The 14,457-nt window shown below is 64.5% G+C and carries 13 protein-coding genes and 2 pseudogenes; 8 read left to right on the forward strand and 7 right to left on the reverse strand.

Annotation, left to right across the window (positions count from 1 at the left end; genetic code table 11):
* A pseudogene (locus ACFQS7_RS29910) lies at nucleotides 1–214 on the reverse strand (hypothetical protein); the annotation flags it as partial.
* Nucleotides 215–1,693: 1,479 nt separating this feature from the next.
* On the opposite strand from ACFQS7_RS29910, the pseudogene ACFQS7_RS29915 reads away from it, so the two are divergent.
* The 3 genes and pseudogenes from ACFQS7_RS29915 to ACFQS7_RS29925 all read left to right on the forward strand — a co-directional run.
* Nucleotides 1,694–2,203 (forward strand): annotated as a pseudogene (locus ACFQS7_RS29915) (recombinase family protein); the annotation flags it as partial.
* 303 nt (nucleotides 2,204–2,506) lie between these two features.
* Nucleotides 2,507–3,478, forward strand: a complete 972-nt coding sequence (locus ACFQS7_RS29920) for a Bug family tripartite tricarboxylate transporter substrate binding protein (RefSeq protein ID WP_380070802.1) — start codon at nucleotides 2,507–2,509, stop codon at nucleotides 3,476–3,478.
* A gap of 39 nt (nucleotides 3,479–3,517) precedes the next feature.
* Nucleotides 3,518–4,561: a TAXI family TRAP transporter solute-binding subunit gene (locus ACFQS7_RS29925; protein WP_380070803.1), complete on the forward strand. Its 1,044-nt coding sequence runs from the start codon at nucleotides 3,518–3,520 to the stop codon at nucleotides 4,559–4,561.
* 474 nt (nucleotides 4,562–5,035) lie between these two features.
* On the opposite strand, the gene ACFQS7_RS29930 is transcribed toward ACFQS7_RS29925, so the two are convergent.
* Nucleotides 5,036–5,701 carry a DDE-type integrase/transposase/recombinase gene (locus ACFQS7_RS29930; RefSeq protein WP_380070804.1) on the reverse strand — a complete coding sequence of 222 codons (666 nt, stop codon included), beginning with the start codon at nucleotides 5,699–5,701 and terminating at the stop codon, nucleotides 5,036–5,038.
* On the opposite strand from ACFQS7_RS29930, the gene ACFQS7_RS29935 reads away from it, so the two are divergent.
* Both ACFQS7_RS29935 and ACFQS7_RS29940 read left to right on the forward strand, forming a co-directional pair.
* On the forward strand, nucleotides 5,603–5,899 hold the full coding sequence (locus ACFQS7_RS29935; RefSeq protein WP_380070814.1) for a transposase: 297 nt from the start codon (nucleotides 5,603–5,605) through the stop codon (nucleotides 5,897–5,899). The genes ACFQS7_RS29930 and ACFQS7_RS29935 overlap by 99 nt on opposite strands.
* 317 nt (nucleotides 5,900–6,216) lie before the next feature.
* Nucleotides 6,217–6,798, forward strand: a complete 582-nt coding sequence (locus ACFQS7_RS29940) for a DUF1349 domain-containing protein (protein ID WP_380070805.1) — start codon at nucleotides 6,217–6,219, stop codon at nucleotides 6,796–6,798.
* A 279-nt stretch (nucleotides 6,799–7,077) separates the two neighbouring features.
* Here the strand turns inward: ACFQS7_RS29940 and ACFQS7_RS29945 are convergent, their stop codons facing one another.
* Nucleotides 7,078–7,425 (reverse strand): hypothetical protein, encoded by a 348-nt coding sequence (locus ACFQS7_RS29945; RefSeq protein WP_380070806.1) that lies wholly within the window; start codon nucleotides 7,423–7,425, stop codon nucleotides 7,078–7,080.
* A gap of 117 nt (nucleotides 7,426–7,542) precedes the next feature.
* Here ACFQS7_RS29945 and ACFQS7_RS29950 point away from each other — a divergent pair, with 117 nt between their 5' ends.
* Nucleotides 7,543–7,968: a hypothetical protein gene (locus tag ACFQS7_RS29950; RefSeq protein ID WP_380070807.1), complete on the forward strand. Its 426-nt coding sequence runs from the start codon at nucleotides 7,543–7,545 to the stop codon at nucleotides 7,966–7,968.
* Between the two features lie 76 nt (nucleotides 7,969–8,044).
* On the forward strand, nucleotides 8,045–9,025 hold the full coding sequence (locus ACFQS7_RS29955; RefSeq protein ID WP_380070808.1) for a Bug family tripartite tricarboxylate transporter substrate binding protein: 981 nt from the start codon (nucleotides 8,045–8,047) through the stop codon (nucleotides 9,023–9,025).
* Nucleotides 9,026–9,162: 137 nt separating this feature from the next.
* Here ACFQS7_RS29955 and ACFQS7_RS29960 read toward each other — a convergent pair whose 3' ends face one another.
* Nucleotides 9,163–9,387 (reverse strand): hypothetical protein, encoded by a 225-nt coding sequence (locus ACFQS7_RS29960; RefSeq protein ID WP_380070809.1) that lies wholly within the window; start codon nucleotides 9,385–9,387, stop codon nucleotides 9,163–9,165.
* A 403-nt stretch (nucleotides 9,388–9,790) separates the two neighbouring features.
* On the opposite strand from ACFQS7_RS29960, the gene ACFQS7_RS29965 reads away from it, so the two are divergent.
* Nucleotides 9,791–10,747: a replication protein RepA gene (locus tag ACFQS7_RS29965; protein WP_380070810.1), complete on the forward strand. Its 957-nt coding sequence runs from the start codon at nucleotides 9,791–9,793 to the stop codon at nucleotides 10,745–10,747.
* A 321-nt stretch (nucleotides 10,748–11,068) separates the two neighbouring features.
* Here the strand turns inward: ACFQS7_RS29965 and ACFQS7_RS29970 are convergent, their stop codons facing one another.
* The 3 genes from ACFQS7_RS29970 to ACFQS7_RS29980 all read right to left on the reverse strand — a co-directional run bounded on the left by ACFQS7_RS29970 (nucleotide 11,069) and on the right by ACFQS7_RS29980 (nucleotide 13,808).
* The gene (locus tag ACFQS7_RS29970; RefSeq protein WP_380070811.1) at nucleotides 11,069–12,268 is read right to left on the reverse strand and encodes an IS256 family transposase; all 1,200 of its coding nucleotides are present in this window, start codon (nucleotides 12,266–12,268) and stop codon (nucleotides 11,069–11,071) included.
* Between the two features lie 71 nt (nucleotides 12,269–12,339).
* Nucleotides 12,340–13,119, reverse strand: a complete 780-nt coding sequence (locus ACFQS7_RS29975; RefSeq protein ID WP_380070812.1) for a hypothetical protein — start codon at nucleotides 13,117–13,119, stop codon at nucleotides 12,340–12,342.
* Complete coding sequence (locus tag ACFQS7_RS29980) at nucleotides 13,116–13,808, reverse strand: division plane positioning ATPase MipZ (RefSeq protein ID WP_380070813.1); 693 nt, start codon at nucleotides 13,806–13,808, stop codon at nucleotides 13,116–13,118. The genes ACFQS7_RS29975 and ACFQS7_RS29980 overlap by 4 nt, the downstream gene beginning before the upstream one ends.
* Nucleotides 13,809–14,457: the final 649 nt, after the last annotated feature.

Raw genomic sequence — 14,457 nt, forward strand, 5'->3', positions numbered from 1 at the left:
GGGTGCGGTCGTTGATCCAGACACCCGAGCCGCTGACGAACTCGCCGGGCGAGATCAGCGCGGCATGGCCGATCACGGTGACAGGGTCGCGCTGCCCCCGCACCTTGACCCGCAGGACGCAGAAGCCAGTCTCGGCGTTGTGGAAGGTGACCCGCTCGACTAGCCCGGCCAGCGCTTCGGTCGGAGGCGCCGCTGCGTTGCTCGGTCCGTCCATGCCGCGCCGGCGACCGGTGACGCTTCGGTCGCGCTCCTCCCGTATCCCAGATGGCCTTTATACGGATGATTCGAGAGTGAGCAGATGCGGCGGCAGCCACCAAAGTAATTTGGCTTCCTGCCGCTACGAACGGGAACAGATTTTAACACAAGACTTGTTACATCGGACTTCCTTGCTAGCACTATGCAACGAAATTGTTGAAAGCGTCGTTCGGAAGTTGTGACGAGCGAGGGCAACAGGCGAAGGTGTGCGACGTGCAGCCGTGCTTGTTTGCGTCCCGCGAGGGCCCTCTCTCCTCACCTTCCCCTGGCACACAATGAAGGTGACTTCGCCAACCAGAGACGCCGATCACAGCACCCACGGTGTCGACAAGCCTGGCTGATTGCGTCCCGCGTAGGCTGCGCAGCAGTTCGCAGCGCAGACAAGATGCGGCAGCTCAGCCCGAAGAGATTATACGTGTAGCGACGTTGATTTGACGCTTGACTATTCAGCAGACCCGTCTGACGGATGGAGGGGCGGTGGAGCGGAGAGCAGAGCTTCCCCTTCCGAGAAAGCTCTACGACACACTGACGGCTGGAGCCGGCGGCATCACGTCGATTGCCGGTATCGCGGAACTGTCTGGCCAGGGTCACCCGGTTGGCCGCCTTGGGCAGATGCCCAAGACCCGCGGAGTTCATGTGACGGCACCCGTGCGCCCTCGGCCATACCGGCGACCAAGGCGGGCGGGGGCTTTTCGAGGCCCCATCCTGCTTCAGCCCAGGTCATCCGACCGGGGCGAAGCTTCGGTGCTGGGAACGGCAAGATCTTGCGACCCAGGAAGCTCACATCCACCCGCTGCTATCGCAGCGGGATCTTTCGCTTACCTGACAAAGCCTGTTTCTGCCCAGCGCAGACCCGGCATAGAGCCGGAGAGCAACTACCTATACGCGAGGTTCTGCGATTCGCCACAAGTGGATTTGCAGCTCTGCTGCATCCCCGAATGGCGCGACGGTTCCTCCGGTCACCACCTTGCAGCTCGCCGCGCCTCCCACATGAGCTCTTACCGCCCTGCCGGATGGTAGCGGTACCGCCTGGCAGGCGCCGTGACGGCGCTTCTTCAGGTTATCAAGGGCGATCACCCGGTCGGTAGGCAGTGCCAGGGCCCCAAGACCCGGTAGCCGGGCGGAGCCCAAAGCGCCGCCGGTGACCCAATCAACTTGGCTCCCGGCCAATCCGCTGGCTGGTGCGGTCCACCGCGCCCTTCACGCCGGGCACGTTCTCGGCCAGCACGCACAGGGCGCGGTTGACCGCCTCTTTCCCTATTCACCCCTCATGCGGCGAGAGCGACAGGCGAGGCTGGCCAGAGGCATCAAGCGGAATAACTGCAGGAAATCTGACGTGCTTTATTGTATCGAATCATCATCGAAATCCGTTTATTGGGCCGTATATTTCCTGACATTTCCTGCCTGGGCGGCCTTTGCCGCGCGCAGCGGCTAAGCGGTGGTCGGCGTGTTCCGGGAAACCGCTTCCGGCGCGCGGATCGACCGCGCCGAGCGGCGCAAGGTCATGGCCTTGGCGCAGCAGCGCGAGATCGACGTGGTGCTGGTGACCGAACTGTCCTGTTGGGGCCGCAGCACCCTCGACCTGCTGCACACGCTGCAGGACCTGGAAGCCCGGCGCGTCTCGGTGATCGCCATGAGCGGCTTGGCCTTCGACCTGTCGACGCCGCACGGGCGGATGCTGACCACTGTCATCGCCGGCACCGCCGAGTTCGAGCGCGAGTTCATCCGCGAGCGGGTCCGCTCCGGCATGGCGGTCGCCAAAGCGCGGGGTAAGAAGTTCGGCCGGCAGCTAGGGCAGCGGCCGAAGTTCAACCGCCACGCGCCGAAGGTTCTGGCCCTTGTCGCTCAAGGACGCAGCTACCGCCTGATCGAGCGCGAATTCGGGCTCAGCAAGAACACCGTCACCGACATCGTCAGGCGGAAGCGCACCACCCCCGCCGCATCATGAGCGGTCCGATGTTCCCGGTCCGTGCCAGGATCCGTGTTGTCCTGCCCGTTCTATAGCGGCGCCCCGATCCGCCTTGGCCTGCGCCGGCAGGTAGAACGAAAGCGCGAGTAATGACACCGTGCATCACGGCGCCGGGTCTGACGATCTGCATCGCCTGCGACGGCGCGTCGCGCGATCGGATGAAACCTTGGCGCAGGAGGCAACCTTTTTGCTGACCGCCGTGGCGTTGCCATGTGTTGCTTCGCTCTTCAGCGGCATCTAGCCTCCGTCGCAGTTCGTTCGCCGCTGTCCGGGATACTCTCGATGCCGACCCGCCGCGCGCTCGTTGTTTCATCCGCTTCGCTGACCACGACATTGCCTTTCCTCGCCAAGGCGGCCACCTGGCCCGACCGGCCGATCCGGTGGCTCGTCGGCTTCCCGCCAGGTGGGGCGCCGGACCTCCTCACACGCATTCTGGCGCGACGGCTGGAGCAGGAACTCGGTCAGCCCGTCGTGGTGGAGAACCGTCCCGGGGCGGCCGGCAATCTCGCTGCCTCGGCGCTCGCGCGCGCCGCGCCGGACGGCTTGACCTTCGGGACGCTTTTCGCCGCGACGCTGTCGGTGAACCGCCACCTCTATCCCAAGCTTCCCTTCGACCCGCAGCGCGACTTCACGCTGGTCAGCGAGTTCGCCCGCTTCCCATCAGCGGTAATGGTGCATCCCTCCGTTCCCGCCACGAACATCGCCGAGCTCGGTGCCTGGATGAAAGCGCAGGAGAGGCCGCCGATCTGCGCGACGCCGGGCGCGGGCGTTATCCCTCACCTGGCGACAGAGATGCTGCTGCAACGACTTGGTGCGCGCTGCGACCTGGTCCATTACCGCGGCAATCCCGACGCGCTGCGGGACCTGGCTGCCGGACGTGCACAGGTCATGGTCGATGCATTCCCGACCGCGCTGCCCCTGGTGCGCGACGGCCAGGCCCGCGCGATCGCGGTCACCAGCCCCCAGCGGTCGTCGCTGATGCCGGACCTGCCGGCCGTTGCCGAAACCCTGCCAGGTTTTGAGACGGCATCCTGGCTTGCCGTCGGCGGGCCCGCGGGGGTGCCGGAGGCGATCAGCACCCGAATGGGTGCCGCCGTGATCGCCGCGTCGCGCGACCCGGACACGGCGCGGCGCTTCGCCGCGCTGGGTGCCGAGGCCATCGGCTCGACGCGGGAGGAGCTGGTGCTGCGCGCGGCGGCAGAGGACAAGCGCTGGGGCGAATTGGTCCGTGCCAGAGGCATTACTGCGGAGTAGGTGCCTGCCTCCGGGCGGCTTGGATTCAAGGACAAGGCAATGGACCCGTTGAGCGCCATTCGCATCGGTCTGTGCATTATTCTAGCAGGCCTGCTCAATCCACTCACGCCCGCGGGCGCGCAGCCCCGTCCCGAACGACCGTTGAGCAGGGCCGAGACGGCTGCCAAGTTGAAGCTGAATGCCTGGACGGTCGGCTTGGCCGGCGGCCTGCTCGAAGGAGCGCCTATCCGCTTCGCCGCTGAGATCGCCCGTGTGGTGGATGAAAGCGACACGCTCCACGTGCTTCCGGTGGTCACGCGCGGCCCGACGCAAAACGTCGAAGCGTTGCTATACCTGCGCGGGATAGACGCGGCGATCATCAATGCGGATGCGCTCGAGCAATTCCGCACTCTGGTGCCGAACATCGACCAGCGCATCAGCTACACCCTGAATCTCTTCCCCTCGGAACTGCACGTCTTCGTTCGGCCCGAGATACGCTCGCTCGCGGATCTTAAGGGCAAGAAGGTGAACTTCAACACGCCCGGCACCAGTGCGGCCTATTCCGGCCCATTGATCTTCGACCGGCTCAAGCTCGACGTGGAAAAGACCTTCATTCCGCATCCGGCCGCGCTCGAGCAGATGCGTCGGGGAGAGGGCGATATCGCAGCCGTCGTGTTCATTACCACGAAGCCAGTGGAGGCGCTCCTGCGGGGGCAATGGAGTCCCGGCTTCAGATTCCTGCCCGTGGACATAGGAGAAGCGGATTTTTTGAACCACTACCTGCCTTCGACCTTGACCTCGCAGGACTACCCGCAGTTCATATCGGCCGGCGAAGACGTGCCCACCATTTCGGTACCGACGATCCTCGCCGTCTATAACTGGCCGCCGGGATCGGACCGCCATGCACGGCTCACACGGTTCGTGGACCATCTCTTCAGCCGCATCGATCGTTTCCGCGCACCAGGCTTCCATCCCGCCTGGAAGGACGTCAACCTAGCGGCGCAGGTGCCGGGCCTGAGACGGTTCACCCCGGCGCAGGAGTGGATCGACCGCAATCCCGCTGCGCGGCCGCAACGCGCGCCTGCGGGGACATCGCAGCGCTGAGTGCCTCTCCTGGGATCACACCCCCGGGCAGCGATGAGCGATGAAGACCCGATCGAGATGGAACAGTCAGGAGAACAGCCTGATGTCCGAAGGAGCCTTGGCGCAGGCCGGCCGCGCCCGGAGGCCTCAGGTCGTGCGGGCAGCAGCGACTGCCCGACGTTCGGAGCTGATGTGGTACCCTGCGTTCGCGTCGAAAGTGTCCGCTTGCGTCATCATCTTGCTGATGGTGGTGGAGCCCACCCGCACGGCGGGGCAGACCAAGTGTGAGGCGAAACGCCAATCCTGTACCGCCGAGTGCAACGCACGGCATTTCAGCATAGATCCGAACCGTGACCGCTGCATCGCGAAATGCTTGGCTGAAGAGAACAGGTGCAATCGTGAGCAGCGTACTGATCCTGCAAGGTGAAGCCCGGAGGCTAGGGCGTGGATACTTACCCTGGGGGATCAGCCGGCTTGCCTCCGCATCGCCGAGCATCAGCGCGGTCCGGTACCAACGCATGGCGGTTGCGGCGTCGCCAACCATGCCCGGGACGCCGAGCCGGGTGAGTACCTCCGGGTCATAGGTCTTCCCGAGAACCGTTGCCGCCTTCCCGCTGCCGCTTGCTGCGGCTCGCTCGTAGAACAGGCGCGCGGCCGCGACATCGCCCAGGGCCAACATGGCGTCGCCTCGAGCTGCGCATGTGAGTAGACGGTAATTGCGATCACCTCGCTGCCGACGCGGCCGTTGAAGCGCTTGACCATGCCGTTGGTCTGTGGTGACCGCGGCTTGGTATGGCGGTATTCGGCGCCGAGTTCGGCGCAGACCTTGGCGAAGGCGGCAGTGAAGCAGCTGCCGTTGTCGGTCAGCACGTGGGTGAGGTGGAAGGGGAAGGCCGCTGCAACCTTGTGGAGAAAAGCGATGGCGCTTTTTTCTGTCCCGTCGTCCTTGACGGTGAGGTGGACGGAGCGGGAGCACCAGTCGATGGCAACGTAGAGGTAGAGATCGACGAGTGGACATGGCGGCGGCGCCAGTGCTACGGCACCACCCTCTGCGACCTGGAGCTGCGGCGCATCGTCGACCTGCTGCCCGACCGCGACCAAGCTACGGTGACGGCTTGGCTGCAGGCTCATCCCGGGGTCGAGGTTGTCGCCCGCGATCACGCGGGCGGCTTCGCTGGGGCAATCAGGGCGGCCGCCCCCAACGCGATCCAGGTCGCGGACCGCTGGCACCTAATGCTGCGTTCGCTGTGGCGTTCTGGTTCTGGCTTGCGGCAATGCCGTTTCTTGCAAGCCAGCCGGCGGTACCACAGCTCTGAGCTTCCTTGGCCAGTCAGGGGTCCGGACCGTCCCTGGCGCTAATGCAATCCGCGCCTAGACACAGAAGCCACCCGGCGAGTGGTCCCGCTGAGCGGCCCTGCACCCTGGACGTGTCGGCCCGGGCTGGCGGCCGGGCAAGGGATACGCCCTCGCCATACGGACAGGCAGCACGCCTGCAGTGCCGCAAGGATAGGGCGCCCTGCGGATCGCCTACAGCCTATATAGCCGATGGACGAAGCCCGCCGCTGTGAGGCACGACACTGATTGGAATGCTGGTTCTGTAAGCCGAAGGCGGGTGCGGCGACTAGGGAACGCGCCGTCTGCTGATCGTGGCTACGAGACGAACCCAGGACAGAGGCATGGAAATGTTCGAGCGGTGCAGCTGGCTGAATGAGCCTGGAGACTGGACCATGGCGCCGGACCGCCTCGTCGCCGTGACGGACCAGGGCACTGATTTCTGGCGCGAGACGCACTACGGCTTCGTCCGCGATAGTGGTCACTTCTTTGGGCTCGAGGTGAGTAGCGGCTTCACCGCGACGTTGCGCGTCAGGGCGCAGTACGAGACGCTGTACGACCAGGCCGGCATCATGGTGCGGCTCAGCGCCGAGACTTGGCTCAAGGCGGGTTTCGAAGTGTCGGATGGCGAGGCGTTGCTGGGCAGCGTGCTGACCAACGGGCATTCGGACTGGAGCTGCGGGCCGTTTCGCGGTGATCCGCGTGACGCCTGGATCAGGGTCACCGTGGACCGAGGCGTGCTGCGCTTGCAGGCCTCTACCGACGGATTACAATGGCCACTGGCTCGGCTCTGCCCGTTTCCGATGGAAGACCGCTACGAGGTCGGGCCGATGTGCTGCACTCCTGAGCGCGCCGGCCTGAAGGTCGTCTTCAGCGACTTCGCCGTGACCCCGCCGAACGGGAAGGCGCTGCACGACCTGTCCTGAGTTTCGGTTCACCTACCGTCAAGCGTTGCAGCGGCTATTCACGCTCAATCCGAGCCACCCGCACCACCTCGCCCCAGCGCGCGTTCAGCTGTCAGCAAGCGGTCCATTTCCTCCGGCGCGCCCCCTACCGGCTTCGCTCCCCAGGCGGGTAGGCGGGCGCAGCGCAGGTCGCTGCGGCCGGGATATTGGTTATCCGGCGGTACGTGGCCGCTTGCCCGGCGCCGGCCCGGGTATAAAACCAAGGCATTCGCTGAATGGCAGATGTCATCGCGCCGGCCGCTAGCGCCGGCTCGCCATCCGGGTGGTGGTGCTCGGCGCGTCGTCGGAATATGCCACGATGGGTTTGCCATCTGTATTCCCGACGATCATCGCGCCTGGACGGCCAATGCCACCGAACGGAGCGCCCGAGTAGGTCAGGCCAGGAGAGCCGGTACCCGAGCCTGTCAGTTTGGCCTCACCATTGCGCCAGCCCGAGTGATCGCTCTGGATTGCCTCCTGCCGCATCGCTTCAGCGACTGATTGAAGGCTCGTGCTTTCGCTGCCCTCTGCGCGCGCCGCGGGCATTGTCGCCGAAGCAGCAAGGCCGAGAGCCAAACCAGCAAGGGCGTGGCGTAACATCGTGTGCATTTTGCAGTCCTCCTTATCGTCTATTGCGACAGGAGGCAGGATCTATCTGAGGTTAGAACGGCCGTCTGTGATCCGGGCCACACTCCATCAGGTGGCAATGGTAAGGCGGTGGGCCGGGTGCCTACGCAGTACCCGGGTACCGGGCGACGCGTCCGCCCGGGCGCGCAGCAGATGGCTGATTCGGTGTCGGCGGACCTGAGCCGCCACGTGTCTGCGCAAGTCAACCAGCTCGGCAACCTAGTTGACGGCAAGGAGGCTGCGGCCGAGGCCCACCGGCAGTGGTATTCCGAATTGCTCGCCGTCATCGACGTGCCGGCAGAGCATTACCTCGACACCGTCCACCGAGTCGGCATGGCGGGCGTCCCTCACGGCTTGAGGGCTCTCCCCTATGCTAGCCTACTCCGAGGCGCTTGGCCGGACTACCTACGCAACAAGATGCGGCAAGCCGGTCAGGTGAACGGCGCCCTTCTCGATGGCGGTCAGCCGCCCCACAACGCGAAGGACTGGATGGGGCGGTGTGTGATGCGTAGCGTCCCTGCATGAGCGGCAAAGGCCGCCGGCATGGAGGAGACACCGCATGATCATCCGAGGTCCCCAGGGTCCGCACTTGTCCCGGCGCATGGCCATGCTGGCCGCCGGCGCCGGGCTTGCCACCCCCGGTCTCGCCCGTGCTCAAGCGGGCCGCGGCACCGGCGCTTGGCCGGAGCGGCCAGTTAGCCTGATTGTTGGTTTCCCACCCGGTGGGCAGACGGATCTCGCTGCCCGTGTGCTGCAGAACGCACTTCAGGCTGCGTTCGGTCAGCCGGTGCCGATCGATAACCGCGCCGGCGCGGGCGGGAACATCGCAGTCGAGCAGGTGCTGCGCGCCCGCTCGGACGGCTACACCCTCTGCGTGGGCAATGTCGGCACCTTCGTGCTGAACCCGCACACCATGCCGGGTATGACCTTTGATCCGCTTGAGCTCGTTCCGATCGGGCTGATGCTGCAGTCACCGCTACTGCTGATGGTGCACAGCGGCATCCCCGTCCGCACCTTCCCCGAATGGGTCGCTTGGATGCAGAGCCAGCAGCCGGGCGGGATTGATGTCGGCACCACAAGCGCTGGCGGCATCGGGCATGCCACGGCGGAGAAGTTGCGGGCGCGCCTTGGCGGCAACCCGGTCTTCAACATGATTCATTACCGGGGTAGCGGGCCGGCGCTGCAGGATTTCATTGGCGGCCGCTACCAGACGATGTTCGAAGCGCCATCGCTGGTCCACGGCTTCGTGCAGGAAGGCCGGCTGCGACCGATCTTCGTCACCTCGCCCAACCGCAACCCAGCCTTCCCGGACGTCCCTACCGCGGAGGAAGCGGGGCTGCCTGGCTTTCACGTGGCGGCCTGGGTCGGGCTGTTCGGTCCGCGTGGCCTGCCGTTAGAGATCGTGCGGCGGGCGAATGCGGCGCTGAACGAGGCCTGCCGAAATCCCACCGCGCGCCAGCGCCTGGCCGAACGTGGCGACGAGATCGGCGGCGGCACGGTCGAGGAGTTTGCCGCGCGGGTGCGGCGTGAGCATGCGGAATGGGGTGCTCTGGCGCGGGAGGCCGGAATTCGCGCAGAGTAGGCATGGGAGCAGCATCAGACGTTAAAGCACCGCCATTCGGCGGCGATGTAGCCAAGCGCCTGGCGCAGTACCCGCTCTCCCTCGGATATCTGCTGGTTCGGCCTGGCAGTTTCGGAAAAAGGGGACTGGAATCGCAGTCATGGGTTCCTCTCCTCCCGCAAAGGCAGGTCGAGGCCATCGAGATGGACGGCGAAGCCGTGCCTCTCGGCGATCGCCTTGAGCGCTGCGACGTCGCCCTCGCGCCATTGCCGGTGGGTTAGCAGCCGGACCACCTCGGTGCCTTGCAAACCGGTGGTGGCGCCAGTGGCCACTGGGGTGGCGAGGCCTTGGTCCTCGAGATGGGTGTTGATGCTGTAGCGCAAGCGGATGGCCCGCAGCCGCTCCGCCTAGTGATCCTTCGTGGTCCCTGGCATGCCCCTGTCCTGCCCCATGGCTTGGCCGTCGCACCCATCACTTCAGGAACCGACCCGACAACTGGACTCTGCCGGGAATTCCGAGTCGCTCAGCCGCCAACGCCATCGCATAATCTTCAGGCGTACCGGGTTTTCCACAGAAGACTGATTTCTTCCGGGGAAAAGCTGGACTCTCCCGGAACGCACCCATATCGGCGTATCAATGAAAACAATGAGTTCCAATGTTGTCCACTGGACTCTGCCCGGCCACTACAAGGAAGAGCACTAGTAGTTCTAGCAAGCCCCGGTAGAGTCCAGCATGACGCCGGCGCCGTCTCTGGGCAGATTAGGTAATATTCGGATGGGTGCTGCCATGGGTGAGGTCCATAGGCTCTTGAGGGAGAAAGGCCGAGAGGCTGCGCTCCGCTCCGACATCGACCGTCGCGTAGTTGAGGCAGCAGCTGCCTACCTTGCCAGCGAAGAGGTCGAGATCGGCTTCCTCTATTCCGGCTGGGCGCAGGCCGCCCTTCCCCACAAGCGCCTGCCCGATGACGCACCATGGCAAATCACGACCGAACGCGTCACACTCATTGTGCAGCCAGGCCTCCGCGCCGTGCCCAGTGGCGAGCCTGTCAGCGTCGGCGTTCCTTATGGCAGCAGAGCACGGCTGATTTTGCTTTATCTGCAGTCTGAGGCGCTTCGCACTAATAGCCGCGAGATCGAGCTTGGCCGCAGTTTGCATGCTTGGCTGCGGCGCCTCGAGATCCCGATCGGCGGCAAGTCCATGAAGGATGTCCGGGACCAAGCCGAGCGACTGAGCCGCTGCAGAATGACCTTCACCATCAAGCAAGGGAACCGCACCGGGCTAGTAAACCAGAACCTGCTCGATACCTCGATGTTTGTCGAGGAGGACAATAAACAAGGCAGTCTCTTCATCGAAACCGCCACGTTGTCGGAAATGTTCTTTCAGCAGCTGAAAAAGCACCCGGTTCCGATTGAAGAAACTGCCGTTCGGCAGATCGCCAACAACAGCATGGCGCTCGATCTCTATTGCTGGCTTGCTTACAGATTGCATGCTTTAGTCGAGCCGACGCCTATTGGCTGGCGCGCACTACACCAGCAGTTCGGCCGCGGCGTAAAGCGACTGGACCACTTCAAGGATCAGTTCAAAGAGACCTTTGCCCTCACCCTCGCCGTCTACCCTGACGCGGAAGTGGACGTGCACGAGCGCGGGGTCATATTGAAGCCGTCGCGCCCGCCTGTGGCTCCCAGTTCGCCGCGCCTCGTGACCGTCGGCAACCGCACCTCTCGGCGCCCGCTGGGCGACTGAGCCCGGTGAAGTCCAGCCCCCGACGCGTTTTTCGAAAGAATCAGCTGGTCGGATCCCGACAGAGTCCAGCTTGCTCCGAAAAGCCCTTTTTAAGCGCGAGCTCCTCCCCGGCATTCGAAGCCTGACAGAGTCCAATCCCAACCGGAGCTTTGTGGCACGTCTGAGGAAGCGGTGTTCCCGCCAGAGTCCAGTCGACACGACGCCACTGCCAGCGACGAGAACTCCAGTCTTCCCAAGCGTACACTTGCGCGACAGCCTCGCTGTGGTCGTGTCCCAACGCATGGTGTAGGAGCGATGGCTCCCGGCGGGCTGGGCCGCCCGTCAGGCGGGCACGGCGCCGAGCCTGACGGGGCCAGTATCGCTGACGGCGCTGATCGCTTCCAGGGACATGTACCGGGAGCGCTGGATAGCCCACTCGTCAGACTGCTCCAGCAGCAGAGCGCCGACGAGACGAACAACGGCATCCTCATTCGGGAATATGCCGACGACGTCGGTCCTGCGCTTGATCTCGCCGTTCAGGCGCTTGATCGGGTTTGTGCTGTGTAGCTTCGGCCGGTGCGGAGCGGGGAACGCCATGTAGGCGAGGACGTCCTCCTCGGCGCTGTCCATGAGCGCCGCGAGTTTCGGCACCTTCGGTCGCAGCTGGCCGGCGACGGTGCGCCATTGCCGCTTCGCACCCTCAGCATCGGCCTCCGCGTAGGCGGTACCGATCCAGGCGGAGACGATGCGTCGCTGCGCCTTACCTGCGTAAGCCAACGCATTGCGGGCGAAGTGAACTCGGCACCGCTGAGAGGTGGCCCGGAGCACCTTCGTGACCGCGGCCTTGAGGCCCTCGTGCGCGTCGGAGATGACGAGCTTGACGCCTGCCAAGCCGCGTCGCCTGAGGGTGCGGAGGAAGTCGAGCCAGAACGTCTCTGCCTCGGAGGAGCCCACCGCCATGCCGAGGACCTCGCGGCGGCCGTCAGCGTTCACGCCCACCGCGATGGTCACGGCCACGGAGACGATGCGGCCCGCCTCCCGCACCTTCACGTAGGTCGCGTCGAGCCAGAGGTTGGGCCAGTCGCCCTCGATCGGGCGGGCGAGGAAGTCGCGCACCCGCTCGTCGATCTCAGCACAGAGCCGGGACACCTGGCTCTTGCTGACGCCCTCCATCCCCATCGCGCGCACGAGGTCATCGACGGAGCGGGTCGAGATGTCGTGGACGTAGGCTTCCTGGATCACAGCTGTCAGGGCCTTTTCCGCCAGCCGCCGGGGCTCGAGGAAAGCCGGGAAGTAGGAGCCGCGCCGGAGCTTCGGGATCCGCAGTTCGATAGTGCCCGCCCGGGTCTGCCAATCCCGCTCGCGATACCCGTTACGCTGTGCCAGCCGGTCGGGGCTGCGCTCGCCGTGGGTGGCTCCGGTGAACTCGCCCACCTCGAGCTCCATCAGCTGCTCGGCAGCAAAGCCGATCATCTCTTGGAGGAAGGTCGCATCCGAGCCTTTCGCCAGAAGGTAGCGAAGGGCAGTACTGTCGTCGGTCATCGTGGTCGGTCCAGGGCAAGGGGTTGAAGTCCAGCAACCCAACCCTGCCATGAACCACCGCGGTGGCCGCCTCAGATCCGGCGGTCGCCTGCTACATTATCACTCGGGACGCGACCCTCGCTGTCGATAATCGGCAAGAGTAGTTCGTCAAGCTGTGCGATACGGTGGTCGATTGAAGCCAGCTCTTTTGCCAAGCGTGCTCGCCGCTCACTCATCCGTACTCTCTCTTCGCGCAGCTTGGACCGGTCCAAGCGCCCAACGGAAGAAGGCTCAACGTTGTCGGCCGACACCTCGCGGCGTAGTTGCATGATCTCGCGCCGCGTCACGTCCGGACGGATCAGCCCCCTCTCCCAAGCAACGCGTAACTGTGGCTCGGTCAAGAGCGTGATCTGATAGGCTGTCCCATAGCTGCCAGGGCATGCCTCGACAGGAATACGTCCGCCATCCACTGCACGGGCAATCTGACGAAGTTGGGTCGCCGTCGCGTCGGAGAACGGGAACAGACGCTCAGTGCCGTGACGCAGTTGAGCGAACTCCGCCTTGGTCAGAATATTCTCTAACGCAATCAATGCCCGTCCGATCGCCAGAAAGGAGTCCCGGGCATCGCCCCACTCCTTTTGGATTTCGCTCCGGGCCCGAAGAATACGCCGAACCTTTTCCTGGTCGTCGGGCAGGCCAGTACCCGCAAACACTTCCCGGATCGCCTGCAAAGCAACCGGATCGTCTGCGCCAAGGGACTGAAGATCCGCTGCCCGGAGATCGGCGACCGCGACCTCCGCAGCACCGTCATTATCGGTTTCGAGGAAGGCCTTTAGTGCGGACCGCGACCGCTTACCTGCCGCGGCACTCACAGCCCAACCTCCCGGCGCACGTACGCCCAAATCTCTTCGAAAGGGTCAATCCCTCGGGACTTCGAGTAGTCGAGCAGCGTCAACCCCTTGGTGGAGGGCACGTGGATATCCTCGAGTTGGGGCAGCTCGGTCGGGCAAACCGCCCCTGCTTTCACCAGCACACCACGCATACGTGCATAGCTGGTGGTTCGGCGGTTGGCGCGATTGAGGATAACCGAGCAGGTGAACCCCTTCCCGGCGAGTGCCTTCACCCAGGGCGCCACCGACTCAACATCGTCCTGTGTGCAAACCGCAGGCACCAGGATGAGGTCTGCGGCCTCGCCCAAGCCATCAATGGCTGGCAGGTGATCCTCGACACTAGGAGGAGTGTCTAAGATGGCCAGCTGATATCTTTCGACGCCACGCAGGGCTCCGCGCCAGTCTTGGAGCGAGACTGGTTCGACAACCGTGTCAGCGAAGTCTGGAAAGGCTTCGCGCGTCCGGGTTCGGCGTGCCGCCCACTTAGTTAGAGTCTGCTGCCGGTCGAAATCCAGCCCAATTGCCTTCACTCCGGCCTGTGCGGCGCTGACGAGGAGGTGTCGGCTGAGAACAGATTTGCCTGACCCACCTTTCGGGCTACTGATTAGCAGAATGCGGCAGCGTGTATCCACAACTGCGACTGCGCGCTCGCGCGCGGCGGCGTCCGGCATATCCCAGTCCCCCCTATACCCCCAGGAGCCGAGTAAACTACTTCCCCCGTCGCTGTCCACGTGAATGCAGGATAGCAGCAAGTGCGACTTAGACATGTCTAATCGCCCAGCACCCGCGCGCCGGTCTGACTGCACTCCAAACAGCGCCTCAGGAGGCGGTCAAACTCGCGCTTGCTCGTTGAAATCGCCGCCAAGCTGCTCTCCTAGCCAAAAGGTCAAGGAGGGTGACATCTCTATACAGCGTCTACAGCCATAACCCACCCTCCGGGAGGTTATGGAAAGAGCGGAACTGATCCTGACGAGTAGGCGGCCCGGCTGAGCACGCACTCTATGGCGAAGCCGAAGCCGCCGAGATTGGGCATGGCTATGGGATGAGCGGTTACCTCACCCAGCAGACTAACGGCACTGCAGGCAGGTCGTCAGGCCACGCTCCAGATCGTGTCCCTTGAGGTAGTGTAGAAGTATGCTACCGTAACGATGGCGGGCATCGTGGTGGTCTTGGGTAGGGTTGGGTTGCTGAGACATCTTGTTGCATGGGTCGCTCGGTCAGGCGCGTTGGGGTAGGCTGGCGTAGAGGCGAGCCCTCGAGCAGTGAGGGATTGCGCCATGCCGTTCAAGGCCAACGCCGATCGCCGGCACCGCATCCCCA

It is taken from the genome of Dankookia sp. GCM10030260, assembly GCF_042666655.1.
Taxonomy (GTDB): domain Bacteria; phylum Pseudomonadota; class Alphaproteobacteria; order Acetobacterales; family Acetobacteraceae; genus Paracraurococcus.

Bases quoted from the DNA above. Each gene is read 5' to 3' on its own strand.
- ACFQS7_RS29920 (WP_380070802.1), top strand. From the start codon at position 2,507: ATGCCGACCCGCCGCGCGCTCGTTGTTTCATCCGCTTCGCTGACCACG.
- ACFQS7_RS29925 (WP_380070803.1), top strand. From the start codon at position 3,518: ATGGACCCGTTGAGCGCCATTCGCATCGGTCTGTGCATTATTCTAGCA.
- ACFQS7_RS29940 (WP_380070805.1), top strand. From the start codon at position 6,217: ATGGAAATGTTCGAGCGGTGCAGCTGGCTGAATGAGCCTGGAGACTGG.
- ACFQS7_RS29945 (WP_380070806.1), bottom strand. From the start codon at position 7,425: ATGCACACGATGTTACGCCACGCCCTTGCTGGTTTGGCTCTCGGCCTT.
- ACFQS7_RS29955 (WP_380070808.1), top strand. From the start codon at position 8,045: ATGGCCATGCTGGCCGCCGGCGCCGGGCTTGCCACCCCCGGTCTCGCC.
- ACFQS7_RS29965 (WP_380070810.1), top strand. From the start codon at position 9,791: ATGGGTGAGGTCCATAGGCTCTTGAGGGAGAAAGGCCGAGAGGCTGCG.
- ACFQS7_RS29970 (WP_380070811.1), bottom strand. From the start codon at position 12,268: ATGACCGACGACAGTACTGCCCTTCGCTACCTTCTGGCGAAAGGCTCG.
- ACFQS7_RS29980 (WP_380070813.1), bottom strand. From the start codon at position 13,808: ATGCCGGACGCCGCCGCGCGCGAGCGCGCAGTCGCAGTTGTGGATACA.